A 26,604-nucleotide genomic window follows, 5' to 3' on the forward strand; every position below is an offset into this window, starting at 1 on the left:
GTTAGAGGCTTTTGTGTCCTTCTCTTCAAGGCAAAATAAAAAGGGATAAGTGCCTACAAAGACCTTATCCCTTATGATTAAAATCTGTACGATGCAATTATTCTGAAGCTAACTTCTTACGCAATACAAGTTGTAAAATACCGCCGTGGCGATAGTAATCAATTTCAACATTTGAGTCGAAACGTGCAGTCGCGTCAAATTCAACTGTTGTACCGTCTTCTTTAGTCGCTGTGACTTTAACCGTTTGACCTGGTTGAACATTTTCATCAATATCAACAGCAATCGTTTCTTTACCGTCTAAACCTAGTGTATCTGCAGATTCGCCTTCTTTAAATTGTAAAGGCAATACACCCATCATCACTAAGTTTGAGCGGTGAATACGTTCGTAGCTTTGTGCGATAACTGTTTTAACACCTAAAAGATTTGTACCTTTAGCGGCCCAGTCACGTGAAGATCCCATACCGTAGTCGTTACCTGCGAGCACAACTAAACCAGTACCGTCTTCTTTATATTTCATTGCTGCATCGAAAATCGGCATCACTTCACCCGTTGGCCAGTAAGTAGTGAATCCACCTTCTGTACCTGGCGCAAGTTGGTTTTTAATACGGATGTTCGCAAATGTACCACGTACCATCACTTCATGGTTACCACGACGAGAACCGTAAGAGTTGAAATCACGTGGCGATACACCATTTTCTGTTAAATATTGACCTGCTGGCGTATCTTTACCGATTGCACCTGCTGGAGAAATGTGGTCCGTTGTCACTGAATCACCAAATTTACCCATTACACGTAAGTTGGATAACGGTTGGATAGCACTTGGTTCTTTTGATAAACCTTGGAAGAACGTTGGATTTTGAATGTATGTGGATTGTGGATCAAAGTCGTACAATGGTTGATCAGTTGTATCGATTTGGTTCCATAATTCATTGTTATCATACACGCTCTTATATTCTTCTTTAAATAATTCAGGTGTCACTACGCTTTCAACTGCGTCAGCCACTTCTTGAATTGAAGGCCAAATATCTTTCAAGAACACATCATTGCCTTGTTGGTCTTGACCTAATGCTTCGCTGTGAAGATCGATATCTACTGTACCTGCTAATGCATAAGCAACAATAAGTGGTGGTGAAGCTAAATAGTTCGCTTTCACTAATGGATGGATACGACCTTCGAAGTTACGGTTACCTGATAATACAGAAGTCACAAGTAAGTCTTCATCAGCAATCGCTTTTTCAATTTCTTCTAATAATGGACCTGAGTTACCGATACAAGTTGTACAACCGTAACCTACTAAGTTGAAGCCCAATTGATCTAAGTAACTTTGTAATCCTGAATCACGTAAGTAACCTGTAACAACTTTTGAACCAGGTGCTAATGACGTCTTCACATAAGATGGTACCGTTAAACCTTTTTCAACCGCTTTTTTCGCTAATAAACCTGCACCTAACATCACGTATGGGTTAGATGTGTTCGTACAAGACGTAATCGCAGCAATTGCGATATCCCCTGTCGTCATTTCAGTTGTTGAACCATCTTTAAAGTTGACTGTCGCTGTTTTGTCGAATTCCGCTTTGTCTAAACCATGACCTTGGTTACCCGCTGGTGCTGTAACAGATTTTTCGAATTCTTTTTTCATGTCGCTTAAGAAAATTAAATCTTGCGGACGTTTAGGACCAGATAAAGAAGCTTCAACTGTTGATAAATCTAAATCTACCACATCTGTATAGTTAGGTTCTTCATTAACATCGAAGAATAAGTGGTTTTGTTTTAAATATTTTTCAACTGTTTCAATATGCTCTTCTGTACGACCTGTTAAACGTAAATATTTTAAAGTTTCATCGTCAACTGGGAAGAAACCACAAGTTGCACCATATTCAGGCGCCATATTCGCAATTGTCGCACGGTCAGCAAGTGGTAATTTGTCTACACCAGGACCGAAGAACTCAACAAATTTTCCAACAACACCTTTTTTACGTAATAGTTCAGTCACACGTAAAGCTAAGTCTGTTGCATTCGCACCTTGAGGTAATTCATTTGTTAAGCGCACACCGATCACTTCTGGAATTGGGAAGTATGAAGGTTGGCCAAGCATACCCGCTTCAGCTTCAATACCACCAACACCCCAGCCAAGTACACCAAGACCGTTAATCATTGTTGTATGAGAGTCTGTACCTACTAATGTATCAGGGAATGCGACTTGTTCACCATTTTCTTCACGAACGTGTACGACATTAGCTAAATACTCTAAGTTAACTTGGTGAACGATACCTGTTGCTGGCGGTACAGCGTTATAGTTATCAAACGCTTTTGTCGCCCAGTTTAAAAATTGATAACGCTCATAGTTACGTTCAAACTCTAATTTCATATTGCGCTCTAATGCTTCAGGATTCGCATAGCTATCTACTTGTACTGAGTGGTCGATAACTAAGTCCACTGGTACTTCAGGATTGATTTTTGATAAGTCCCCACCGACATCGTCCATCGCTTTACGTAATGATGCCAAGTCTACTACTGCTGGCACACCTGTAAAGTCTTGTAAGATAACACGTGATGGCTTGAATGGCACTTCACCTTTTTCATTTTCTTTACCAAAAGTTGAAAGTGCTTTAATGTGTTCGTCAGTAATGACAAATCCATCTTCTTGACGTAATACAGATTCAAGTAATACACGAATTGAGTATGGTAATCGACTAATTTGTGTGTAACCTTGCTCTTCTAAAGTGTTTAAATCGTAATACGTTAAATTCTTACCATTTAATTGGAATGACTTTTTTGCTTGTGCTTTTAATTTTGAAGCCATTGAATATCCCCCCTGATATTTTTATATGCCGTTTATTTAATTGTATAATTAACGCTTTGTGAAAACAACTAAATGGAGCGCAAAAGTAACCATTTGGTGTTTTGACTTTCTAATCAGTTGCTATAAGTAAAAGTTATAATATTGATATAGCGTTATAAGTATATGTTATTAGTTGAGAATGATTTTCAATAACATTGGATATTACGCATGGTCATCTCAATGAGGTCTTAAAATCAATCCGTGTGACAGCATTAAAAATACGGCTGATGATATGCAATCACCAACCGTAAAAAATTCGTATTTATTTTTCTTGTTCGCGCAAGCCTTTGCGTTTTGAAATCAATTCCTCTTCATAGTCTTGCTGTGAATTTGCAACGTATTCTTTCAATCGATGCTTATTCGGCGTTAAAGTAAGACCTAGGAATTTACGCTCTTTATTGGCATCTTTATAGAAACTGATCATCATCAGTATCACGATAAAGGAGAATGGTAATGCACTAATAATCGCGGCACTTTGCAAGGCATTTAAACCTGCTTCACCATCACCACCACCTGAAAGCAATAAGACGAATGCGATTAATGATTGCGCAATCCCCCAAGTTACTTTAATGAAAGCACTTGGATTAAGCGAACCATTTGTTGTTTGCATGCCTAAAACGAATGTCGCTGAGTCTGCTGATGTAATAAAGAATGATGCAATAAGTAATAAAGCGATGATCGATAGGACGATACCGAGTGGAATCTGGTGGAACACACCGAACAGTTGTGTTTCTGCTGACATATCAAAAATTTCTTTATGTTTTTTAGCAGTTTCAATACCTAATACGCCAAAGACACTAAACCAAATGAAACTTACGATAACAGGTACAAGTAAGACCCCAGAAATAAATTCTCGAATCGAACGTCCTTTTGATACACGTGCGATGAAGACACCTACGAATGGGCTCCAACTTAACCACCAACCCCAATAGTAAAGCGTCCAGTCAGACATCCACTCACGCTTTTGTGGGTTCGTAGCTGCTGCATCAAAACTGTTAAATAAAAATGAATTTAACAAACTACCTGTTGAACTTGTAAACATATTTAAAATGAGTACTGTCGGTCCAACAATTAAAGCAGCAATTAACAATACTGTACCGAGTCCAATGTTTAAATTACTTAAATATTGAATCCCTTTACTTAAACCTGACCATGCACTCATGATAAACAAGATCGTTACAACAACAATTATGATAGATTGCGTCACAATGGTATTTGGTAATCCAAATAAGTAATGTAAACCACCTGAGATTTGTAATGCTCCCATACCAAGTGAAACTGCAACACCAATCACTGTTGCGAATACTGCCAACACGTCGATAATTGTTCCGATAATCCCATCAACATGGTCTCCCAAAATAGGGCGCAACGTTTTAGAAAGTAATCCTGGTTCTCCTTTTCTAAATTGTGCATACGCTAATGCTAACGCAACAACGCCATACACTGCCCATGCGTGAAAGCCCCAATGGAAGAAAGTTGAACGCAATGATTCCGTATATGCTTCCGTAGTTTGCGGGTCAGCATTAGGAGGTGCCGCAAAGTGAGAAATCGGTTCAGCTGCCCCGTAGAAGACTAAACCAATCCCCATACCTGCACTAAATAACATTGCAAACCATGAAATTGTATTGAATTCAGGTTTGTCGTTAGGACGGCCCAATTTTAACTTTCCGATTGGGCTAAATATTAAAAAGATACAGAAGAATACGATGATCGTAGTTAAAATGAGATAGTACCAACCCAGCTTGTCTGTAATCCAAAGTTTAATCGTATTCGTAAATTCACCAAACTGTGTTGGAATGAATACACCAATTAGTACAATTGCAAACACGATAACTGCACTAATTAAGAATACGGGTGAAAACTTCTTACCATTTGGTTCTGGAGTTGAAGAATTCATAAAATAACATACTCCCTTTCCTTATATTAAATTTTAAGTATCACACACTAATAATTAAAAAAACTCAATAATTAAATTAAAAGTGCAATCGACATATCTACCATAACAAAACATTATCATATAATCAATGTACTGAGAAATGTAAGGATTTTTATGAAAATTTTATATTGCAATAATGTTGCTTTAGTGTATAATCATTTTTGTTATTCAAAATTTTAGCTAGTAGAGGTGATTAAACATGCTACAAGAATTTAAGGACTTTGCATTGAAAGGTAACGTGCTTGACCTAGCAATCGCTGTTGTCATGGGGGCCGCTTTTAATAAAATCGTTACATCATTAGTTGAAAACATCATCATGCCATTAATCGGTTTATTATTTGGTGAAGTTGACTTCGCGCAAAACTGGTCAATGTATGGTATTAAATACGGTATCTTTATCCAATCTATCATCGACTTTATCATTATCGCATTTGCATTATTTATTTTCGTTAAAATTGCAAATACAGTTGTAAAGCCGAAAGAAGAAGAAGTTGTCGTTGAAGAAAATATCGTATTATTAACTGAAATTCGTGATTTATTACGTAAAAACAATCAATAATACACGTTGCGATGAAGCTGTGAAATTCAATTTTCTCAGCTTCATTTTATATGCAACAATATTATAAAACAAAACTATCGCATTACGCCTTGATTGCCGATTGAAACAAAATTTCTAAAATATTATCGAAAAAAGCCACCCATGCCTTTGAATTTAGCAGCATCGGTGGTTTTTTCATTTGCGTCGAACAAATGCTAAACTGGTTTGTCTTATGCACTTTAATGATGATTGATGGGAGCATCTACAAAGAAACATGGGCTATATTTGCATCTTGTGCACCAATCATCGCCTATTCATTACTTCTTAACTGTGTTGTACTTTGATAATTTTTAGAAACCACTTCTAAAATAATTGGAATTCGATTTTTTAATTCTGAAACATGTGAAATAATTCCGACTAAGCGGCCACTCGATTGCAATTGAATTAATGTATCGAGCGCTGTTTCTAATGTTTCTTGGTCAAGCGTTCCAAATCCTTCATCAATAAACATCGCATCTAACGCAATGCCCCCTTGTTCGCTTTGAACAACTTCACTTAATCCTAATGCCAATGCAAGTGAGGCTTGGAACGTTTCTCCGCCAGATAACGATGTGATATGACGCGCTTGGTTGGAATAGTAATCAAATACCTCAATCTCTAAACCACTGAAGCCTCTTCCTTTTTTCTCATTCCTCACTAATTCATAACGCTGTCCAGTCATACTCAGTAAACGTTGATTCGCTTTCAACAATATCTGTTCTAGATAATGCATTAATACATAATTTTCTAAGGTCAGATTGTGTGCATTTTTACCTTTCAAAATCTCAGCCAGTTGGAATAACTCTAGTTGCTCATTGAGTGTGTTTTTTAAGTATGCCACTTCATCCTTAATTTTTTGCGCCGTTTTTTGATTTTGCGTCGCTTGAAATGCATATTCATTAAAGCGTCTCTGCACATCTTCAAAAGCTTCTCGTTGTTCTTGTTGTTTTGCTTTTAAAGCATCGATATTTTCAACATTGATTTTCGAAAGTTGCTGAGACACATCTTGTAATTTAAGCGCTACTGTTTGCTTTTCTTGATAAAACGTTTGTACTTCTTCTTCGTACGCATCTTTATGAACACTGTCTTGTAAAATCTCTAGTAATGTTGCACGATTTTGGATGTTTAATGCTTTTAATGCTTCATCAATATCCACATCCAAAGTTTTAACTTGTTCTCTACGTTCGTCAATTTGATGTGCGCGCAATTTGAGTTCATATTGCTTTTCTCTTAACTTTGTGGCAAGTTGATCCCGTCGTTCTGTGAGTGTTGTTTTATCTTGGTTAAACTGATTCACAGTAGATTGCATCTTGCTAAAAACGGCTTTGAATGTATCAATATCATTGTATCCAGTTTCCGCAGCAAATTTCTCCAAATGCTCTTGAATATATTCCTGTTCTTTCATCAACAATTGTATTTGCTGCTTGTTTTCATCGATGACTTGATTAATTCGGCTGACTTCTTCTTGGATGGCTGCAATACGTGAATTTTCTTGATCGATAACTTCGAGTTGCTGTTTGATTTCCTTTTGTTCCGCTTCAGCTGATTTGGGGTGCGCTTCATTAAAATCAACTTTACCGATTTCAGCAAGCCGTGCTCTCGTATGTGAGATATTCGCTTCACTTTTAATTTTTTGTTCATTGAGCGTTGTAATTGCTTGCTCAATGGCACGATTTGCTTCTTGAATCTTTTTAATTTGCTCTATATCCGCATCAGTTTCCAGAACATGTACCGTTTGACCACATACAGGACATGGCTCATTTTGGTTTAATGTAGCCCGTAGTGTCATGACCGCTTGCTCATGGTTCAACAGTTGTTGTTCATTATCCGATATCACTTGAATATTCGCCTGATGTTGAGCGATTTCTGCATTGATTCGATCTAATGCCTCAGTCTCGTTTTGCAGCTGTTCTTGTTGCCGTGCTTGAATCATTGCGTTATTTTGCGCGACTCGTAATGTTGCAATCTTTTCTACTAACGTTGCCTGTTCACCTTGTAATTGTGATTTTTGTTCATAATTAGGCTGGCGTTCAAGATCGTCTTTATCCATCGCTTCAAGCTTTTGTATCTCCAAGTCATTCTGTTGACTTAACTTTTGCGTCGTTTCTTTAATGATTGTCAAACGTGAAGATTTATCTTTCAATTGGTCACATGCTTGATAAAAATGTCGTGTGCGTTCAAGATACTGTGCTTGTTGATTCATTTCATCTTCTTTTAACAAATGGCTTTCAAGCGCTTGCTGCAATTCAACCTGTTGTGCTTCTAATTTTTTGATTTCAGTTTGCTGTTGTTGATGCTCTTGTTGTTGTGCCTTTAATGTTTCTTCAATTTCTTGAAGATTTTGATACATTTTAAGCGCCACTTTACTTTCATTTATTAACTTTAATTGCGTTTCAAGTTGCTGAATACGTGGTTGACGTGCTTCAAATTGATTAAGCGCTACCTTTAATTGTTGCTGTTGTTCTGATAGCTGTTGACGCAATAATTGACGTTCTACTGCTGCATTCACACTGTTCAACACTTTTTCTACTTGTTGCTTTTCTCGCTGCACTTCTGAGACTTGTTGTTGTGCAATCGTTTCAAATTGAGGCAATGCTGCGATCATTAAATCATATTGCTCACTTTTAAGACCTTTTTCTACTAACAAATCGGGATGATCTAACGTATACAATTCGTCCCATCCACTTTGTATTTTAGTATAGATTTGGTCAATTTCATTTTTCATATGATTTGTTTTATCAGTGAGTCGATTTTTCAATACATCATATAATTGGGTGTTAAAAAGCGTTCTTAAAATGGTTTGCTTATCTGTACTATTCGAGACTAAAAATTCTTTAAACTCACCTTGAGGTAATACGAAAAGCTGTCTAAACTGATCTTGTTTCAATTTAAGGAGCTCTAAAATGAAGCGTTCACCTGCTTGAATCGTACTTTCTATGAGTTCAAACTGCCCTGCCTCATAACGGTACACTTCAAGCTTAGGTTTAGTTTCATTTTTATTGCCAGGTTTTAAAAATGAAGCTTCTCGAACAACCTTATAGACATGTCCCGATACTTCAAATTCAAATGTCACGGTCAATGGTTTTGTTGCATCTGCAAAATGACTTCTTAAATGTTTGACTTCTCTTTTCTCCGTAGATGCACGACCGTATAAAGCATACACAATCCCATCGAAAATCATCGTCTTCCCTGAACCTGTCTTACCACTAATTAAAAACAGTTGATTGGACTGGATACGGGAGAAATCAATCGTCTCATCTAAAAATGGTCCAAAATTTTGAAGATGTAATTTTAATGGTTTCATGATTATTCCTCCTCATCCATCGATTCTAACAACTGTACAATATGACTTTGTTGCGTTTTAGATAACGTATCGGTCGTCATTTCAGAATAAAATCGCTCCACTATATCTAATGGTGATAACTTTTTGACATTTGTCAGTGCTTTAGACTGATTAGAAGATGGTTGCACTTGTTGTGTTAATGACAATGTATTCGGATATATTTGTTTCAACTTCTGCATTGGATCTTGAACATGCGTTAATTGTTCAACATTAAAATGAAAATAACTGTCATCACTTTTACGTTTAAAACGGCCATTCATGATATCATCAAAACTTGCTTCCACAACTTCTAACTCTCGATTTGGCTTTAAAGGAATAAATCTTTGTCGCATTGCTTGTTCGGAGTCAATTTGGAATAGACGGATTCCTTTAGCTTGTTGTACTTCTGAAAACGAGTATTGTAACAGTGAACCACTATAAACGACATTTTGATACTGGGTCGCAAAAGGATGATGAATGTGACCGAGCATCACTGCATCAAAATCCAACAAAAATTTTGGAGACACAGCTTCAATAGTTCCTATAGTAATGTCACGTTCGGAGTCGCTTTTCGGCGCACCTGTAAGTGTAAAGTGGCCTACGAGTATATTTGTCATTGTAGGATTTAACTGTGGACGTATTTGATCTACTAAATGTTTTACTGCCTCTTCGTAATAATCTACAGCAACGCCTAAATACTCACGCGCTTCAGATAACGTAAAAAATGGTAGCGTGTAAATGGCCACGTTCCCTAAGATGACAGGTTCAAAAAACTGTTCAATTTCTGTTGCAATATAAAGTTGATTATGTCGAAACCAAGATGCACCATAGCGTAGACGTTCTTTACCATCATGATTCCCATTTATCATCACGATTGGAATTTGCATGTCTAAATTTATTTTTGCAATCGTCTCTTCCATCAGTTGAATCACGTATTTACTCGGATAAGCCGTATCATAAATATCTCCAGCAATAATGAGCACATCTGGTTGTTCACGTTCAAGGGCATCGATCAATTGTTGTAAAACGTATTGCTGATCTTCTAAAAATGAATGACCATTTAAAACTTTACCTAAATGCCAATCTGCTGTATGTATTAATTTCATTTTCATCACCTCAGAACAAATGTTCGATTCTATTTTATAGCATGCTGAATTACATTTCAAGTTAATGATGTAGCTTTTCATCCTCATTTTGCACAGGCCTAATTATAGAAAAAGACCTCGCAGTATTTTCACTGCAAAGGTCAATAACATTCAAATTATGCGACAAGCTGATTTTTGATTCTTTTATAACGATAAAGCATTGCAAGTCGCCAAGGTACCAGCATACTAAATGCAAGCAAGAAGAACATGCCTGCTAACTCCCCAGGGTCTATAGAATTGCCTAAAAAGACTTTCAATACTGTACGTATCAGTAGTAGCGTCACCAATACAAAGGGGAATGCTTTTGATTTTTTTAAATAAATTTGGCTACCTTTGACTTCAAAATGTGAGGTCATGATGAGCACACTTGAAAATACAACCCCTAAAACGACTGATTCAATGATTTCAAAGCCAGTTAATCTAAAATAAGGGACGACATACATTACTGCACCCGTAGCCATAAAGAAAGGAGGCAAAATAATTTTCTTTGTATTTACTGGATATTTTTGCGCCTTCATTCTAATGACAATAACACCTGCACCCATCACAAATGCAATGAGTATGGATATAACTAAATACGTCAACGCTGCTCCTCCTAACATGATCCAAAGATACCAATAAGTATATCACATGGCGCGCGAAATGAGTAATGCCCTGAACGCACCATTTCTAAAATATGAAAATCAATGATAGCTAAATCAGCATCTTACTCCAAATAAAAATAGCAAAGGATAAGCGCTTTTCAATTTCAGCACAAATCTTTGCTATCATTAACATTTAAGAACATTACATTTTTTTATCCATGTTTTTGTTCATCATTGTCATCATTTGATTGATTTTCTTTTGAGATGGTTTTTGTCCCATCTGCATCATCATCATACGTAACATTTCTTCATTGATTGGTGGGTTTTTCTTTAAATAGTCCATCATATATTTACGAGCTAAGAAAAAGCCCCCAACTAATCCACCGATAAGTGCAATAACAATTAATAAAATTGCTAACCATGTAGCCATAGTTTCACCCACTTTCTTTATCCTTTTGCATTTTACTAAAATTATGTATGCTTTTCAAGATATGGAACAGAAATTTATATCAAAATCCATAAGAAAAGCCGAGCTCAAAATCGACTGATCGAGCTCGACTGTATAGTTGACTCTATTTGAGATGCAATTATAATTTTTCGATTTCAGCTAAAACATTTTCTTTAGTGAAGCCGTATTTTTCAACCACTAAGTCACCAGGCGCACTTGCACCGTAACGGTCGATACCTACAACGACACCGTTCATACCCACATATTTGTGCCAACCTAATGAGGCTGCCATTTCAACAGCTGCACGTTTTTCAACATGTGGTAATAAAATTTCATCTTGGTATGCTTTAGGTTGATTTTCAAATGCATTCCAGTTAGGCATTGACACAACACGTACGCCTTTACCTTGTTCTTCAAGCGCTTTAGCAACGTCTACAGTTAAACTTACTTCTGAACCAGATGCTAATAAAACATATTCTGGTGCTTTTTCAGTTTCATATACAACGTAAGCACCTTTTCTTACGCCTTCTTCAACTGTTGCTTCTTCTACATCTAATACAGGTAAGCCTTGACGTGTTAATACTAATGCAGTTGGAGTGTTGTTAGATTCAACAGCCACTTTCCAAGCTACACGTGTTTCGTTACCATCAGCTGGACGAATCACATTTAAGTTAGGAATCGCTCTTAAACCAGCTAATTGTTCAATTGGTTCGTGAGTAGGACCGTCTTCCCCAACAGCAATTGAGTCATGTGTGAAGATGAATGTTGAACGTAAGCCCATAATTGCTGCTAAACGTAATGCTGGTTTCAAATAGTCACTGAATACGAAGAATGTCGCACCATATGGGATTAAACCACCGTGTGCAGCCATACCGTTAACAGCAGCAGCCATAGCGAATTCACGTACACCGAACCATACGTTTTTACCAACGCCATTTTCAGCGGAGAAGTCTGATTCGTTTTTAACATTTGATTTGTTAGATGATGCTAAGTCTGCTGAACCACCAAATAAAGTCGGTACTGCTTGACTTAATGCTTGAATCACATCACCAGAGTCAGCACGAGAAGCTCCTTTGTGACCAAGTTCGTATTGAGGAAGCTCTTTTTCGTAGCCTTCAGGTAATTTACCTGCAATTGCATCTTGGAACTCTTGATATAATTCAGGATATTTCTCAGCATATTGTGCTACTTTTTCTTTCCATGCTTTTTCATTTTCATCAGCACGTTGAATCATTGTTGATTTGAAAATGTCATAAACTTCATCTTCAACATGGAAATGTTTAGAAGGATCAAGTTGGTAGCTTTCAAATGTTAACTTACGTTCTTCTTCACCAAGTGGTGCACCATGTGAAGCGTTACTGTTAGATTTATTTGGTGAACCATAACCAATGATTGTTTTTACTTCAATGATTGTTGGACCTGTTTGACCTTTAGCTTCTTCAATCGCTTTATCGATTGCTTCAACATCATTACCATCTTTAACAAGAATATGGTTCCAACCATATGATTCAAAACGTTTTTTAATATCTTCAGAGAATGCTTTTGAAGCTTCGCCATCTAAAGAAATATCGTTCGAATCATAAAGGGTAATTAATTTATCTAACTTTAAGTGACCTGCAAGTGAAGCAGCTTCATGTGAAATCCCTTCCATCAAGTCACCATCAGATGCTAATACGTAAGTGTAGTGATCAACAACGTCGATATCTTTGTTGAATTTAGCTGCTAAATGTTTTTCAGCCATTGCCATACCTACTGACATTGCAAAACCTTGTCCAAGTGGTCCAGTTGTAATCTCTACACCTTGTGTATGATGATACTCAGGGTGTCCAGGTGTTTTAGAATCCCATTGTCTAAATTGTTTTAATTCATCAAGTTCGAGTGAACCAGATACATGCAATAAACTATAAAGCAATGCTGATCCGTGACCTGCTGATAAAATAAAGCGGTCTCTGTTGAAATATTCATGTGAATTTGGATTAAAGTTTAAATGGCGTGTCCATAAAGTGTACGCCATTGGTGCAGCCCCCATTGGTAAACCAGGGTGACCTGAATTTGCTTTCTCAATAGCATCAATACTTAATCCACGTATTGTATTTATAGCTAAGCTATCATTTCGTTGAGTCATTTAAAAATCCTTCCTTTCTCATTCCATATCATAGTTACATTATAACCGAAACAATGTCTGAAGCCTAATAAATGGTACCGCGTTATCCATTATATTCAAAAATACTAACTACGCAATTGATTTTGCTTTTGTACTTCTTTTAGTTTTTCAGGTGTCACGTCATTACCATCCGGATCAATCACTTTTGTATTTTCGATTTGACTCTTAAAACTACTTCTAAAAACATTTAAATATTCACTTCTTAATTGAGATTGTTCTTTGGCTTCTGTTTCAGTCAAACCTTCATTTTTCTTTTTGTTTGCAAGTTCATTAATTCTATCTAATTTTTCTTTACTAAGCATATGAGCTCCCCTCCGTGATTTTCTTTACAAAAATATAACAGAAAAATGTTATAAAACCAAATGCTTGAACTCGGCTCAAAAGTAAGCGCTATCACGGATTACACATTTAACGATTGATCAAATTTTACTCGAACGATAACTCATCTCATTCTCTAAAATTTGATTACACGTTATTTGATAAAGTTTTACCTATATTAAAGAAGAAACTAGAAAAAGACCATAGAAGAGATGGCATGACCTTTTCTCTCTATAGTCTTTGTATCGATCATTTAATGACTCAGTGTCACAGCGACAACGGACTGTTCGTTTGTATGATTGTGTTTCTGTTCGTATTTTTGTTGTTGTTCTGTTTGTGTCGATTTAAGTTGATGGTCTGTCATTTCGTACGTTTGTTCTGTTTTACTGGCATCATTAGCGAGTAAAAAGAATGATAAAAATAAGATTAAAGAAATGATAAATACTGATAAAAACAAGTAAATCTCTGTATATTTAATATGAAGCATCTTCTCCACTCCTCGAACGTTTGTTTGTATTAATAATCTAACAGAACGAATGTTCTATGTCAACACCAAAACGAACAAACGTTTGTTAATGTTCGTGTGGTATGTTATAATATCAATAAATAGTACTGAGAAGGAGTGTGGAAAATGAGAGAATTAACTAAAAGACAAAGTGAAATATTTGATTTTATTAAACACGTCGTGCAAACAAAAGGCTATCCACCTAGTGTTCGTGAAATCGGAGAGGCAGTGGGATTAGCTTCGAGTTCAACTGTACATGGACATTTATCAAGATTAGAGGAAAAAGGCTATATTCGACGGGACCCTACCAAGCCACGCGCTATTGAAATCGTGAATGAATTGATGGGCGAACCAGTAAATATGGAGGAAACGATTTATGTACCTGTCATCGGTAAAGTTACTGCAGGGACACCGATTTCTGCTATCGAAAATGTTGAAGAGTATTATCCATTACCCGAACATTTTACGTCAACACATAACGGTCAGATTTTTATCCTTAATGTTGTGGGAGATAGTATGATTGAAGCTGGTATTTTAGACGGAGATAAAGTCATTGTTAGAAGTCAATCGATTGCTGAAAACGGGGACATCATTGTTGCAATGACAGAAGAAGACGAAGCTACTGTAAAACGTTTCTATAAAGAGAAAAATCGTTATCGTTTACAACCAGAAAACAGTAGTTTAGAACCTATTTATCTGGAACAAGTTACTGTGTTAGGCAAAGTCATTGGCTTGTTTAGAGAAATGTAATTTAACGTCCACCACTCCTTCAAAAAAATGGACCTTACAACTTAACTGTAAGGTCCACTTTTTCTAATCTTTATTCAGAATTTTTTTCACTTTTATTAAAATGTCTTCTGCTGCTTGCTTTTCATTAATTTTAATTTGTTTTGAATTCTTCTGCTTTGATGTCATTTGAATCACTTCCAACTGTGATATTCCCCAAACTACATCTTTCAAAACATTTATCCAATATAATTTTCCGTCCAATATGGCTGGCGTTGCGCATTAAAATCGACACCAATTCCAATTGTATTGACATTTTCATTCAAAATATTTTTACGGTGACCACTTGAGTTCATTAAGCCATGGTGTGCAAAAATCGCACTTGTTTGACCATATGCCAAATTTTCAGCTGCTGTCTGGTATTGATGGCCGTCCTTCTCTATACGATCAAATGGGGATTCTCCTTTTTGATTATTATGATCAAAAAATTGATTTTCAGCCATATCTGTACTATGTTTACGCGCAGTCTGAGCCAATTGATTTGAATAACTTAGCGGTTGTAATCCTTTTTGAACTCTTTGCGCATTTAATAAATAGTAATCTTCTTTTTCAAAACTCTCTTGCAGATATTTTGAAGGCGCGGCATATTGACTGTTCAATCTATTTTCCATTTGGTGACTGATTTGCATCAAACCTGTTAATTGATCGTTTTCATGTTGATCATAAAATACTGTTGTATAAATCCCGTCCTTATCAAAAATATCGTACTCATCATTATCATTTTCGTATATCGTGCGACCTTTTTGAATGCCTTTGATTGGTTGACCGAGTTCTTTACGCACCATTTCTTTAGGTGTCCCGTATTTCACACCACTTTTCGATGTCACCATGTTTTGATTTGTATATAACCCATGCACTTTATTATCCATATAACTGATCATCACAAAGTTACTAAAGTCTTGATGATAAACTTTCCATTTTGTACCGTATTCATTCCCGATTTCTGACTCTGGTTGACCGAGTTTTTGTTCAACTTCATCACGACTCATGTTCATCTGAATATTTCTAATTGCAAAATTTTGCGATTTAGGTTTTTTAAGTGCGATTTCGTTCGTTTTACCTTCTACAAGTTGATCGATTTGTTGTGTAATCGGTGCAGCAATTTTAGAAAATGTTTCATTCGGTTGAATAGGTATGAGTAATATAAGAATGATACCAATAACGGTTATTGAGAGAAATCTTTTAATCATCAACAACTCCTTTTAGTCACGGTCTCCATTAAAGATAGAATTGCGAACAATGACATAATCTACTTTTCTTAATGCGTCTACGTCTTTACCACCTGCATAAGAAATCGAGCTCTGTAAATCTTCTTGCATCTCTATAAGCGTATCTTGAAGTGATCCTTTATGTTCAACAAACATCTTTTTACCTTCAACATTTTTACGTTCACCTTTTTGATATTCCGATGCACTACCAAAATACTCTTTATATTTTTTACCTTCAATTTCAACAGTTTCGCCTGGTGATTCTTCATGAGCAGCAAAGAGTGAGCCAATCATAACCATTGATGCACCAAAGCGTACGGATTTAGCAATGTCGCCATGTGTACGGATACCACCATCTGCAATAATAGGCTTGCGGGCTGCTTTACTACAATGATTGACTGCTGCTAATTGCCATCCGCCTGTCCCAAATCCAGTTTTAATTTTTGTGATACATACACGACCAGGACCGATGCCGACTTTCGTAGCATCAGCACCTGCATTTTCGAGTTCTCTCACGCCTTCAGGTGTACCGACATTTCCTGCAATGACGAAAGCTTCTGGCAAGTGTTTCTTAATATATTGAATCATTTCAATCACTTGATCTGAGTGACCATGTGCAATATCAATCGTTATATATTCTGGTGTTAAATGCTCTGCTTTTAGCGCATCAATAAAATCAAATTCTCCGGGTTTGACGCCTACAGAAATTGAAGCAAATAATCCTTTACTTTGCATTTTTTTAACAAATGGTAAACGTGCAGCTTCATCAAATCGGTGCATAATATAGAAGTAATCATTTTGTGCAAACCATTCAGCTAAGGATTCATTCATGACAGTTTGCATATTGGCTGGCACAACTGGCAATTTAAAACGTTTCGGTCCAAACTGAACAGATGTATCGATTTCTGAACGGCTTTTCACGATACTTTTATTCGGGATGAGTTGAATGTCTTCATAATCAAAAATTTTCATAAAAAAAGGCCCCTTTATCACATTATTCCTTTGATAATATACTATCTTTAAGGAATAAAGTAAAATAAAGAGGGGTAGGCACACTTTACCAACTTGATTTTTTAACGCCTGGAATTTGACCTTTATGTGCGTGTTCTCTAAAAGCAATACGAGACATTTCAAATTTACGTAGCACACCACGAGGTCGACCTGTTACTTTACATCTACGTGTTAAACGTGTAGGTGATGAATCTCTCGGCAATTTTCTTAATGCTTCGTAGTCACCTTTTGCTTTTAATTCTCTACGTAATTCAGCATATTTTGCGACTAATGCTTCTCTTTTTTGTTCTTTTACAATTTTCGACTTTTTAGCCATTTATATGAACACTCCTTATAAATCGTAATCATTACGTTTTACATATTAGCATAAGTTTCTTCCAGTTGGCAAGACTTTAATCAATGAAATTAAAAAAGAGTTGGCAAAACGCCTGGCACGTGCTAAAATAATAAATCGTAATAGTTTCAATTTGAAAAGGAGGGACTAGTCATGCGCGTAAACGTAACTTTAGCATGTACTGAATGTGGTGACCGTAACTACATCACAACTAAAAACAAACGAACTAATCCTGAGCGTATTGAAATGATGAAGTATTGCCCAAGATTAAACAAACACACTCTACACAGAGAAACAAAATAATCATAGTGGACGATCACTTGCATTGATGATGCGACGCTTTCTCGCAAGTTTATCTATGCATTCGCACGCGTCACCTTGCTTATAATTAAAATACGACACAAGTCAAATGATATTGTACATCATTTGACTTTTTTATTTACTTTATCATAATGCATCTTTTCTTCATATTTACTACAAATTGCTTATACATATGATTGCTTGATGCAAGTATCCATCTTACACGAACTGTTTGATACACTTTTTCAACCGCTAAAATATTTTATCGCTTTAAAGTCACAAATTTTTATTGAAACTCACCCTCTTTACAAGTAAAATATATAGAAAGCTAACTGTTGAGGAGAAGATATGTATGGAAGAAAAGAATTTAAGTAGAGGTCTCCAGTCAAGGCATATTACAATGATTGCCATTGGGGGCGCGATTGGTACAGGGCTCTTTGTCGCAACTGGCGGTGTCATTGCACAAGCTGGTCCAGGCGGTGCAATACTAGCCTATTTAGTTATCGGGGTGATGTTATACTTTTTAATGTCATCAATAGGAGAAATGGCAACTTTTTACCCTGTGTCTGGGGCATTTAGTAGTTATGCCAATCGTTTTGTAGACCCATCTTTAGGTTTTACGATGGGTTGGTTATATTGGACAATTTGGTCTTTAGTCACAAGTGTTGATATTATCGTTGCATCAAGTGTCATCAATTATTGGGATGCATTTCATTTCTTCTCACCGCTTGTATGGAGTTTAATCTTTTTAGTATTATTATTTTTAATTAACATCTTTACTGTTAAAGCGTTTGGTGAAGCTGAGTTCTGGCTTTCTTTAATTAAAGTCGTCATAATCATTATTTTCATTATCTTAGGTATTTTAATGATTTTCGGTATTTTAGGTGGGCATTATTATGGCTTTAAAAACTTTACAACTGGCGAAGCACCATTTGTTGGCGGCATTTCTGGATTTTTAAGTGTCTTATTAATTGCAGGGTTTTCCGTTGGTGGGACTGAGGTTGTTGCAGTAACAGCAGGAGAATCAAATAATCCGAAAACATCAATGCCACGTGCAATCAAACAAGTTTTTTGGAGAATTTTATTATTCTATGTATTGTCTATCGCAGTCATTTCAGCCATCTTAGCCTATACAGACCCAACATTACTGAATCAAAGTGGTTCTATCGCACAAAGTCCATTTACGATTGTTTTTGATAGAGTCGGTATCGCTTTTGCAGCTTCTGTCATTAATGCGGTCATTTTAACATCATTACTTTCAGCTGCAAACTCAGGTGTCTTTACGACAAGTCGTATGTTGTACTCTTTAAGTCAAGACGGACAAGCACCAAAATTTTTAGGTAAAATTAATAGCCGTTCACAATTGCCATTACGCGCTTTATATACAACTTTTATTTTTATTGCAGCTGTAACAATTTACGCAAACTTTAATCCACAAAGTGTCATGGGCTTACTCAACATTATCGGTGCCCTCGTCACATTTGTTTGGGCTTCAAGTATTATTGCACAAATCAGATTACGACGCGCGATTAAAAAGCAAAACAAAGATATTAATCAATTGTTACCTTACCAAGCACCATTTTACCCGGTAGGTCCAATTATCGTTATCGCCACATTATTATTTTTAATTTTCGGTAGTTCAGCAGAAGCCTTTGTTCATTTTGATTTAGCGAAATTAGCGCAAAACTTTTTACCTATTTTCATTTTAATACTCGTTTATATTGTTCATAAGTTGATTCATAAAACACGTATTATTCCACTTGAAGAAATCGATTTAAGTGAACATGAATCTTATCGCGAATAGTATTGAGCTAAAGAGCCTTGTTTTCAGGGCTCTTTTTTAGTTCACGCTTCTGCCAACGATGACGATCCAATTGCATATAAAGGTGCGCATTTTATTAAAAAATATGTATATTCCGTTTCCTACATATTGTCATTTCATGTATAATTAAATTAATAAATTGTAAAGGTGGGCACGTGATGATAGGACAAACAAACCTTTTCGATGATGTTTTAAAGACTGAAGAACGCTTTGTCATTGTGGTACAAGTTTTAGAAGAGAAAAATGGGAATTTGTTGAAACGTACTTTACGAGAATACAGCAGTTTAACGCACGAACAAATGGAAAGTTTGTTTCAACATTTAAAAGAGTTGTATTTGGAGACTGATTTTGAGCCGTCTCAATCGGCATTTGCCATCACCGTTTACACAAATTTAGATTATGCAGCAGACCAAGTGTACGCACATATTAAGCGTCACCGTGGCAAACATGAATGGACACATACCGCGAAATAGCTAAAAAAAGAAGTGCTCTGTTGAAGGGCACTTCTTTTTTATTACATTAAACAGCTATTCAAATGCTACATGCGCCTCATTATGACAATATTTGATCTAATGCATATGGAATGCCATCTTCATCGTGGCTTTTAGTAATCATATGTGCATAAGATTTCACTTCGTCTGACGCATTATCCATCGCCACTGCTTTTCCGACAACTTTAAACATTTCGATATCATTCGCACTGTCCCCGAAAGCAACCATTTTATTAACATCTAAATCTAAACGTTCTGCTAATTTTTTAATAGCTTCACCTTTAGATACACCTTTACTCATAAATTCAAGGAAAAATGGTTTGCTTGTTGTCATGTCAACATCCTCATCAAATTCGCCCTTCGTTTGATTGATCAATTCTGCAATATGGTCTTCATAATCGACGCCCATGACTTTAGGTACCGCTTCTTGAATATAGTCTTTAATATCGGCCACTTTTTTCATTGGAAGTCCAGTCAATTCAGATTCAATATTCATATATTCATGTTCACCTTCATAAATAATCGTATCATCATGATAAGTTAATACGAAAAGTTTATGTTCACGGCAAAAGTCTACAATTTTATCGAATTCTGCTTTTTCAATCACTTTTTTCGAAACAATTTCTTCACTAGAGAGTTCAATGGTTTGTGCACCGTTATAACTCATGATATAACTTCCAAATTCATCCATCTTTAATGCCTTGGCAGTCGGTATCATCCCCGCTGTTGGACGCCCTGAAGCAAGTGCGATTTTTACGCCATTTTTTTGAAGCAATAATAGATATGCTTTTGTTTTATCAGAGACACGGTTTTCGGAAGTCATTAACGTATCATCCATGTCCATCACGACTAAATCTGGTTTCATCTCGAAAAACTCCTTTCAATTTGATTTTATCTTACACTAAACAGCAGTAAATTCAAAATGAAAGAAGCTTACATTGACGCGCAACTATCAATCTTTATAATGCTCTTATTTCAATGCGAAATAACAGAAAAGACTAAGAGACATTTAAGTTCCCCTAGTCTTTTCAATAGCTATCATTCAATTAAAGTGATGCGTCACTTTCGATACAACACCTGATGTATTCACTGTCACAAGCTCAGAATGACAATTTTCAACCTGTCGTCGTAACGCTCGCACAAGTGGACCGCTATTTTCCTTTTTAATCATGGTTAAAATGGTTGGACCAGCACCGGAAATGACAGTCGCATAAGCATCATGGTCATGCGCAATTCTTTTAACCGCTTCAAAGTCTTGAATTAAATGCTGACGATACGGTTCATGTAGGCCATCTTGTTCCATCATTTGACCCGCAAGTTCATAATGATGTTGAATAAAAGCGCTAATCATTGTATTGCTAATTGCGCTATATTTGACAGCATCTTGATGTGTAATGCTATCTGGTAAAACTTTTCTCGCCTCTACTGTTTCAAGTTCGTACTCGGGTATTGAAATGATGAAATCCACATCTGGTACTTCAATATGTGCAATACGCGTGACCTTTGTCTCAGCATGGTGATAGCCCACGACTAATCCACCATAAATCGTTGGCGCAACATTATCTGGATGCCCTTCAATTTGCGTCGCTAATTGTAATAATTCGTACTGTGACAACTCAATATCTCCAAAATAATTGGCGATGAATAAAGCCCCTACCAACGCTGAAGCAGATGAACCTAAGCCACGTGCTAACGGAATATCACTGTACATATTAATTTCGAGTGCGGGTAAAGTCACATCATATTCCGCAGCGACTTGTTGTGCAATTTTATAAACGTAATGGGTTTCGTCTTCAGGCAAGCCAACGAGATGTGGACCGTTGTGAATAAAGCGCCATTTCTCTCCCTCAATCACATGCGCATCAATACGTAAAAATTTGTTAAGGGCCATGCCAATGGAATCAAATCCGCAGCCTAAGTTCGCCGTTGAAGCCGGAATCTCTAAATGCAATTGTCTTTTTATCATTTTAACGCGTCCTTAATGTATTGAACGATACTTTCTTTATGATTAGGTAATGCTTGAATTGGATTTTCTAATAACCCGATTGCTGTATCTGGATCTTTCAAACCATTCCCCGTTAATACTGCGACCACTTTTTTACCTTGAGGCAATTTTCCTTGGCGATGCAATTTAATCAGTCCTGCAATAGATGCATTACTTGCAGGTTCACTGAAAATCCCTTCTTTAGATGTCATCAATTGATAGGCTTCTAAAATTTCTTCATCAGTGACCGCGTCAATCAGGCCATCTGATTCTTCAATTGCTTGAACTGCTTGCTTCCAACTTGCTGGATTACCGATACGAATCGCAGTTGCAATCGTTTCAGGATTTTTAACGACTTGGTTGTTAACGATAGGTGCTGCTCCAGCCGCTTGGAATCCAAACATCTGTGGTAAACCTGTTTGATATTTCTCCTCATATGTTTTAAAACCTTTCCAATAAGCTGTAATATTTCCGGCATTACCAACAGGAATCACTAAAATATCTGGTGCTTGATCTTCTAATTGCTCAACAATTTCAAAGGCACTTGTTTTTTGACCTTCAATACGATATGGATTGACTGAGTTCACTAACTCGATTTCTCCATCTTCAGCCACTTCTTTAACAATTTCTAATGCTTCGTCAAAGTTCCCTTCAATTGAGATGATTTCCGCACCATACATGACCGCTTGTGATAATTTCCCTAATGCAATCTTACCTTCAGGGATTACGACAATCGCTTTCAAACCTGCACGCGCTGCATATGCCGCAGCAGAAGCAGATGTATTCCCAGTTGAGGCACAGATGACCATTTTCTTGCCTTGTTCTTTCGCTTTCGTTACCGCCATCACCATTCCACGGTCTTTAAATGAACCGGTTGGATTAGCACCTTCATATTTGACATACAGTTCAATGCCTAACATTTCTGAAATCGTATCACAATAAATGAGTGGCGTGTGTCCTTCATTTAATGTCACTTTCGGCGTGTTTTCATCTACTGGCAGAAATGCTTTGTATTCTTCAACAAGACCTTTCCATAATTTCATACTCATCAAACTCCTTCAACTGGATAAATTTTTTCAACTTGATATTGGGCTTCTTGTTCAACATAAGATGTCGGTTCAGTATCAATGCCTACCACAATCGCTGCAAATGTTGTCGGTGAGAGTTCAATGACTTGGAGCGATTTATGGAATGGTAAGTGACTTTTTATAGTCGCTTCCACTTGTTTGAGTGGCACTTCAGGTGTATTCACGACAAAATAGTAACTTTCTTTATCTTTTAATGTTACAGTCTCACCATCGTCCATCATTTCTTTCGTTGCTTCAGTTTTTAATTCAAAGTGAGGCGGTAATGTGTGCAAGTTCGATTCGAATTGTAATGCAACATTCAGTAAATCACTCACAACTGCAGAACCTGTTGCTAAACTTCCTGCACCTTTACCGTAAAACATTGTCTCACCCACTGCATCACCAATCACGTATATTGCGTTGTACTCATTTTCGACTGCTGCGAGTTGATGCGTATTTGCAATAAGTGTTGGACGTACGGAAGCATCAATTTTACCTTGCGCATAGGAGCCTTTACCAATGAGCTTAATTTTATATCCTAAAGCCTTTGCGGCATCGATGTCTTGCGGTGTCACACCACTGATTCCTTCTGTTTTAACGTCATTTAATGTAATGACCTGATTGAATGATAAATATGATGTAATCACTACTTTACGTGCTGCATCGATACCTTCAACGTCATCAGTTGGGTCTGCTTCAGCAAAACCAAGTGCTTGTGCTTCTTGCAATGCGGCTTCATATGGTGCGCCTTCTTCAGTCATCTTTGTCAATATAAAGTTAGAAGTACCATTGAAAATTCCCATAAATTTGCTAATGTTGTTCGCATTTAATCCGTTGTTAATAGCGTTGACAATTGGGATGCCCCCAGCGACACTTGCTTCATATTTAAGCGCAACACCATTTGCTTCAGCTAAATCTTCCAAGACACGAAGGTGTACCGCTAATAAATCTTTATTGGCAGTAATCACATGTTTCTGTTGACTTAATGCTGCTTTTAACCAGTCAACTGTCGGTTCAATACCACCCATCACCTCAATGATAATATCCACTTCGTTATCATTTAATATGTCATTCACATCTTCCGTTAAATGATAACGTGAAATGTTCAGTGGCCGCTTTTTTGATTTATCTCGAACCAAAATATGTTTAATTTGAATATCTTTTTGTATCGTTTCTTTAATTTGCTGATGGTTCTCTTCTATAATCTTAACGACACCTGAACCGACAGTCCCTAATCCTAATAATGCAACATTAAGCTGTTTCATTTATCTTCCCTCCAAATCAAATCTGATGAAATTACTCATGTTCTATTGAAATATATGTAAATATGGTTTAGTATAAATTCATTCACAAAGTTTGTAAAGTTCTAAAAATTTAGAAAAGACAGTTCCATTTTACCATTAGTTTTGGTTAATTTGAATAGGTATCTCATTTTATAGAAAGGTTGTCTAAGGTTATGAAAGTATCAAAATTTGGAGGCAGTTCAGTCGCATCAGCTGAACAGATTAAAAAAGTTTTAAATATCGTGAATAGTGATTCAGAAAGACGTATTATTATCGTATCCGCACCTGGTAAACGCTATAGTGATGATGTGAAGACAACCGATCTACTCATTAGGTTGTATGAAAAAGTGATTAACCAACTCGATTATACTCATAAAAAACAAGAAATCCTTAATCGTTTTAAAGATATTATAGATGAATTACCGTTAGAAACAGATATACTCACTGAGATTGATCGTACACTCGAATCACATATTGCAACTTTAAAAGATCAACCTGAACGACTACTCGATGCTTTAAAATCATCAGGTGAAAACTTCAATGCACAGATTATCGCTGCATATAATAATGAACAAGGTATTCCTACGATATACTTATCACCTCAAGAAGCAGGCATCATTGTGACGGATGATCCGGGTAATGCACAAATATTAGAATCGAGTTACGATAAAATAAAAGAGATTAGAAATACAAACAAAAAAATTATCATTCCTGGCTTTTTCGGTTATTCAGAGTCGGGCCATATTGTGACCTTTCCACGTGGGGGTTCTGACATTACAGGTGCCATTGTCGCTAGAGGTGTTAAAGCAGATTTATATGAAAACTTTACGGATGTGTCGGGTATTTTCCGTGCCAATCCTACTGTCATCAAACATCCTGAAGTGATTCCTGAAATTACGTATCGCGAAATGCGTGAGCTCTCGTACGCTGGTTTTGGCGTATTTCACGACGAAGCATTACAACCGCTTTATCGCTACCGCATTCCAGTCGTGATTAAAAACACGAATCGCCCGAATGATTTGGGGACGTATATTGTTCATGACCGTCAAATCAATCATGACAAAGTGGTATCTGGGATTAGTTGCGACAAAGGCTTCACGAGTATCAACATCAAAAAATATTTAATGAATAGACAGGTTGGTTTTACAGTTAAAATTTTGAAAATACTGGAAAAACACCAAATTTCTTTCGACCATATGCCTTCAGGAATCGACAATATCAGTATTATTATGCGTTCAAGTCAACTGGCTGGCAAAGAGCAGAAAGTTTTAGAGGAAATTCGTCATTATTGTGAAATTGACGAACTTAATGTTGAACACGACTTAGCAATATTAATGATTGTTGGTGAAGGTATGAGCGCAACAGTCGGTACAGCAAATAAAATTACTGATGCTTTAGCACAAGCGGGTATCAACTTAAAAATGATGAACCAAGGCTCTTCCGAAATTTCGATGATGTTCGGAATCTCAACTCAAGATGCTGATGCTGCTGTAAAAGCATGCTATGAAAATTGTTATAATCGTTAAAAATTTAAAGAAGTACTTAGCGCTGAATCGTATTGTCATTCACGTTAGGTACTTCTTTCTGTAATTACACGTTTTAATAAATCTTCTCCCACTGCCACTTTTAACGTCACAAATTGAAAGTAACTCATTTTATCGATTAAATGACGATAAAATGGGACTTTTTTATCGTTAAATGGTTCATGTAATAAATACATCAACACAATTTCAGGTTTAATATAATCCACTTTCCATTTAAGTGAATGATAGTAGATGTATTTTTCAGGGATTCTAACATTATGATTGAGTCGAAACAGCCAAAGTTCATTATCTACATCATAAATAATAATGTTCATTAATAACTCATTATGATCATATACTTCTACGGAGGACAATTGGTGGTGTTGCACATCTTCACACGGCAGTGGTTTTCCCATGCTATTCATACCAGTTATCGAAAATGATTTGGGTATCACACGTAAAATTTTCGATAACGCATTTCGATTAACACAAATTTCAACTTTTTCATCAAAATAGAGTTGATCGTTTAAAAATAAATGCGTTGCCATTTCACCGTGAAATTTAAATGCATGAGGTACGCGATCGATCAATGTCTGTACCAAATATTCCATTTGTTCTTTTTTGGATGTATTCATATGATTCCACCTCCTCAGAAAACGCTTACAGTCATATTTAATTATACTAAATTAATTGAGTTTGTTCAATGAATGCCCTAGCTGCAACACATATGCATTCACATTAAAATCTAATCAACCTGTACTTTAATCAATACTCTCAACCAATAATGATGACACATTCAAATCAAACAACATCTTTATTATCTATAAAACAAAAAGGTTTTTAGTTTCGACAAATTTAATAACAAAAATCATTAATATTCATACTTTTGCGTTGAATTATATCTAATTTCATTGTAAGCTATTAAAAATGTCACTCCTACATTCGAATTATAAC

General features: G+C 36.4%; 24 protein-coding genes. 6 read left to right on the forward strand and 18 right to left on the reverse strand.

The annotated features are described in order from the left end of the window. Positions 1–97: 97 nt before the first annotated feature. Both acnA and CD138_RS01755 read right to left on the reverse strand, forming a co-directional pair. Positions 98–2,803, reverse strand: coding sequence for an aconitate hydratase AcnA (acnA, locus tag CD138_RS01750; protein ID WP_019167741.1), 2,706 nt, complete (start codon positions 2,801–2,803; stop codon positions 98–100). A 301-nt stretch (positions 2,804–3,104) separates the two neighbouring features. Next, positions 3,105–4,739: a BCCT family transporter gene (locus tag CD138_RS01755; RefSeq protein ID WP_019167742.1), complete on the reverse strand. Its 1,635-nt coding sequence runs from the start codon at positions 4,737–4,739 to the stop codon at positions 3,105–3,107. A gap of 238 nt (positions 4,740–4,977) precedes the next feature. On the opposite strand from CD138_RS01755, the gene mscL reads away from it, so the two are divergent. Next, positions 4,978–5,337 carry a large conductance mechanosensitive channel protein MscL gene (mscL, locus tag CD138_RS01760; protein WP_019167743.1) on the forward strand — a complete coding sequence of 120 codons (360 nt, stop codon included), beginning with the start codon at positions 4,978–4,980 and terminating at the stop codon, positions 5,335–5,337. Positions 5,338–5,626: 289 nt separating this feature from the next. On the opposite strand, the gene sbcC is transcribed toward mscL, so the two are convergent. The 7 genes from sbcC to sosA form a co-directional block, all read right to left on the reverse strand. Next, positions 5,627–8,659 carry an exonuclease subunit SbcC gene (sbcC, locus tag CD138_RS01765; RefSeq protein ID WP_019167744.1) on the reverse strand — a complete coding sequence of 1,011 codons (3,033 nt, stop codon included), beginning with the start codon at positions 8,657–8,659 and terminating at the stop codon, positions 5,627–5,629. A 2-nt stretch (positions 8,660–8,661) separates the two neighbouring features. Beyond that, entirely contained in the window at positions 8,662–9,783 is a 1,122-nt protein-coding gene (sbcD, locus tag CD138_RS01770; RefSeq protein WP_026066795.1) for an exonuclease subunit SbcD, read from the reverse strand. Between the two features lie 155 nt (positions 9,784–9,938). Then, positions 9,939–10,406 (reverse strand): CcdC family protein, encoded by a 468-nt coding sequence (locus CD138_RS01775; protein WP_019167746.1) that lies wholly within the window; start codon positions 10,404–10,406, stop codon positions 9,939–9,941. A 202-nt stretch (positions 10,407–10,608) separates the two neighbouring features. Beyond that, a complete protein-coding gene (locus tag CD138_RS01780) occupies positions 10,609–10,836 on the reverse strand; it encodes a YneF family protein (RefSeq protein ID WP_014613986.1) in 228 nt (75 codons plus the stop codon). A 157-nt stretch (positions 10,837–10,993) separates the two neighbouring features. Beyond that, positions 10,994–12,979 carry a transketolase gene (gene tkt / locus CD138_RS01785; RefSeq protein WP_019167747.1) on the reverse strand — a complete coding sequence of 662 codons (1,986 nt, stop codon included), beginning with the start codon at positions 12,977–12,979 and terminating at the stop codon, positions 10,994–10,996. A 104-nt stretch (positions 12,980–13,083) separates the two neighbouring features. After that, positions 13,084–13,320: a DUF896 domain-containing protein gene (locus CD138_RS01790; protein WP_019167748.1), complete on the reverse strand. Its 237-nt coding sequence runs from the start codon at positions 13,318–13,320 to the stop codon at positions 13,084–13,086. Positions 13,321–13,589: 269 nt separating this feature from the next. Beyond that, positions 13,590–13,823, reverse strand: a complete 234-nt coding sequence (gene sosA, locus CD138_RS01795; RefSeq protein WP_019167749.1) for a DNA damage-induced cell division inhibitor SosA — start codon at positions 13,821–13,823, stop codon at positions 13,590–13,592. Between the two features lie 144 nt (positions 13,824–13,967). Here sosA and lexA point away from each other — a divergent pair, with 144 nt between their 5' ends. Continuing rightward, positions 13,968–14,591, forward strand: coding sequence for a transcriptional repressor LexA (lexA, locus tag CD138_RS01800; protein WP_019167750.1), 624 nt, complete (start codon positions 13,968–13,970; stop codon positions 14,589–14,591). 63 nt (positions 14,592–14,654) lie between these two features. Here the strand turns inward: lexA and CD138_RS14120 are convergent, their stop codons facing one another. The 4 genes from CD138_RS14120 to rpsN all read right to left on the reverse strand — a co-directional run bounded on the left by CD138_RS14120 (position 14,655) and on the right by rpsN (position 17,162). Continuing rightward, positions 14,655–14,831: a hypothetical protein gene (locus CD138_RS14120; RefSeq protein ID WP_167414217.1), complete on the reverse strand. Its 177-nt coding sequence runs from the start codon at positions 14,829–14,831 to the stop codon at positions 14,655–14,657. Further along, positions 14,807–15,817: a CAP domain-containing protein gene (locus tag CD138_RS01805; RefSeq protein ID WP_019167752.1), complete on the reverse strand. Its 1,011-nt coding sequence runs from the start codon at positions 15,815–15,817 to the stop codon at positions 14,807–14,809. Before CD138_RS01805 ends, CD138_RS14120 begins: the two co-directional genes overlap by 25 nt. A 12-nt stretch (positions 15,818–15,829) precedes the next feature. Beyond that, positions 15,830–16,807 carry a GMP reductase gene (gene guaC / locus CD138_RS01810; RefSeq protein ID WP_019167753.1) on the reverse strand — a complete coding sequence of 326 codons (978 nt, stop codon included), beginning with the start codon at positions 16,805–16,807 and terminating at the stop codon, positions 15,830–15,832. Between the two features lie 85 nt (positions 16,808–16,892). Then, positions 16,893–17,162, reverse strand: coding sequence for a 30S ribosomal protein S14 (gene rpsN / locus CD138_RS01815; protein ID WP_014613993.1), 270 nt, complete (start codon positions 17,160–17,162; stop codon positions 16,893–16,895). A 171-nt stretch (positions 17,163–17,333) separates the two neighbouring features. Between rpsN and rpmG the strand changes: the two genes are divergently transcribed. The 3 genes from rpmG to CD138_RS01830 all read left to right on the forward strand — a co-directional run bounded on the left by rpmG (position 17,334) and on the right by CD138_RS01830 (position 19,775). Beyond that, the gene (gene rpmG, locus CD138_RS01820) at positions 17,334–17,483 is read left to right on the forward strand and encodes a 50S ribosomal protein L33 (RefSeq protein WP_014613994.1); all 150 of its coding nucleotides are present in this window, start codon (positions 17,334–17,336) and stop codon (positions 17,481–17,483) included. Positions 17,484–17,832: 349 nt separating this feature from the next. After that, on the forward strand, positions 17,833–19,284 hold the full coding sequence (locus CD138_RS01825) for an amino acid permease (RefSeq protein ID WP_019167754.1): 1,452 nt from the start codon (positions 17,833–17,835) through the stop codon (positions 19,282–19,284). Between the two features lie 176 nt (positions 19,285–19,460). Further along, positions 19,461–19,775 carry a hypothetical protein gene (locus CD138_RS01830; protein WP_019167755.1) on the forward strand — a complete coding sequence of 105 codons (315 nt, stop codon included), beginning with the start codon at positions 19,461–19,463 and terminating at the stop codon, positions 19,773–19,775. 79 nt (positions 19,776–19,854) lie between these two features. Here CD138_RS01830 and CD138_RS01835 read toward each other — a convergent pair whose 3' ends face one another. From CD138_RS01835 to CD138_RS01850, 4 genes are all read right to left on the reverse strand, one after another. After that, positions 19,855–20,658 carry a Cof-type HAD-IIB family hydrolase gene (locus CD138_RS01835; RefSeq protein ID WP_019167756.1) on the reverse strand — a complete coding sequence of 268 codons (804 nt, stop codon included), beginning with the start codon at positions 20,656–20,658 and terminating at the stop codon, positions 19,855–19,857. A 177-nt stretch (positions 20,659–20,835) separates the two neighbouring features. Beyond that, a complete protein-coding gene (gene thrB / locus CD138_RS01840) occupies positions 20,836–21,756 on the reverse strand; it encodes a homoserine kinase (RefSeq protein ID WP_167414231.1) in 921 nt (306 codons plus the stop codon). Further along, complete coding sequence (gene thrC, locus CD138_RS01845) at positions 21,756–22,820, reverse strand: threonine synthase (protein ID WP_019167758.1); 1,065 nt, start codon at positions 22,818–22,820, stop codon at positions 21,756–21,758. Before thrC ends, thrB begins: the two co-directional genes overlap by 1 nt. 5 nt (positions 22,821–22,825) lie before the next feature. Next, on the reverse strand, positions 22,826–24,109 hold the full coding sequence (locus CD138_RS01850; protein ID WP_019167759.1) for a homoserine dehydrogenase: 1,284 nt from the start codon (positions 24,107–24,109) through the stop codon (positions 22,826–22,828). 191 nt (positions 24,110–24,300) lie between these two features. On the opposite strand from CD138_RS01850, the gene CD138_RS01855 reads away from it, so the two are divergent. After that, positions 24,301–25,653, forward strand: coding sequence for an aspartate kinase (locus tag CD138_RS01855; RefSeq protein ID WP_019167760.1), 1,353 nt, complete (start codon positions 24,301–24,303; stop codon positions 25,651–25,653). Positions 25,654–25,697: 44 nt separating this feature from the next. Here CD138_RS01855 and CD138_RS01860 read toward each other — a convergent pair whose 3' ends face one another. Then, positions 25,698–26,285, reverse strand: a complete 588-nt coding sequence (locus tag CD138_RS01860; protein WP_019167761.1) for a hypothetical protein — start codon at positions 26,283–26,285, stop codon at positions 25,698–25,700. Between the last annotated feature and the right edge of the window lie 319 nt (positions 26,286–26,604).

The organism is Staphylococcus intermedius NCTC 11048 (assembly GCF_002902385.1).
GTDB classification, from domain to species: Bacteria; Bacillota; Bacilli; order Staphylococcales; family Staphylococcaceae; genus Staphylococcus; species Staphylococcus intermedius.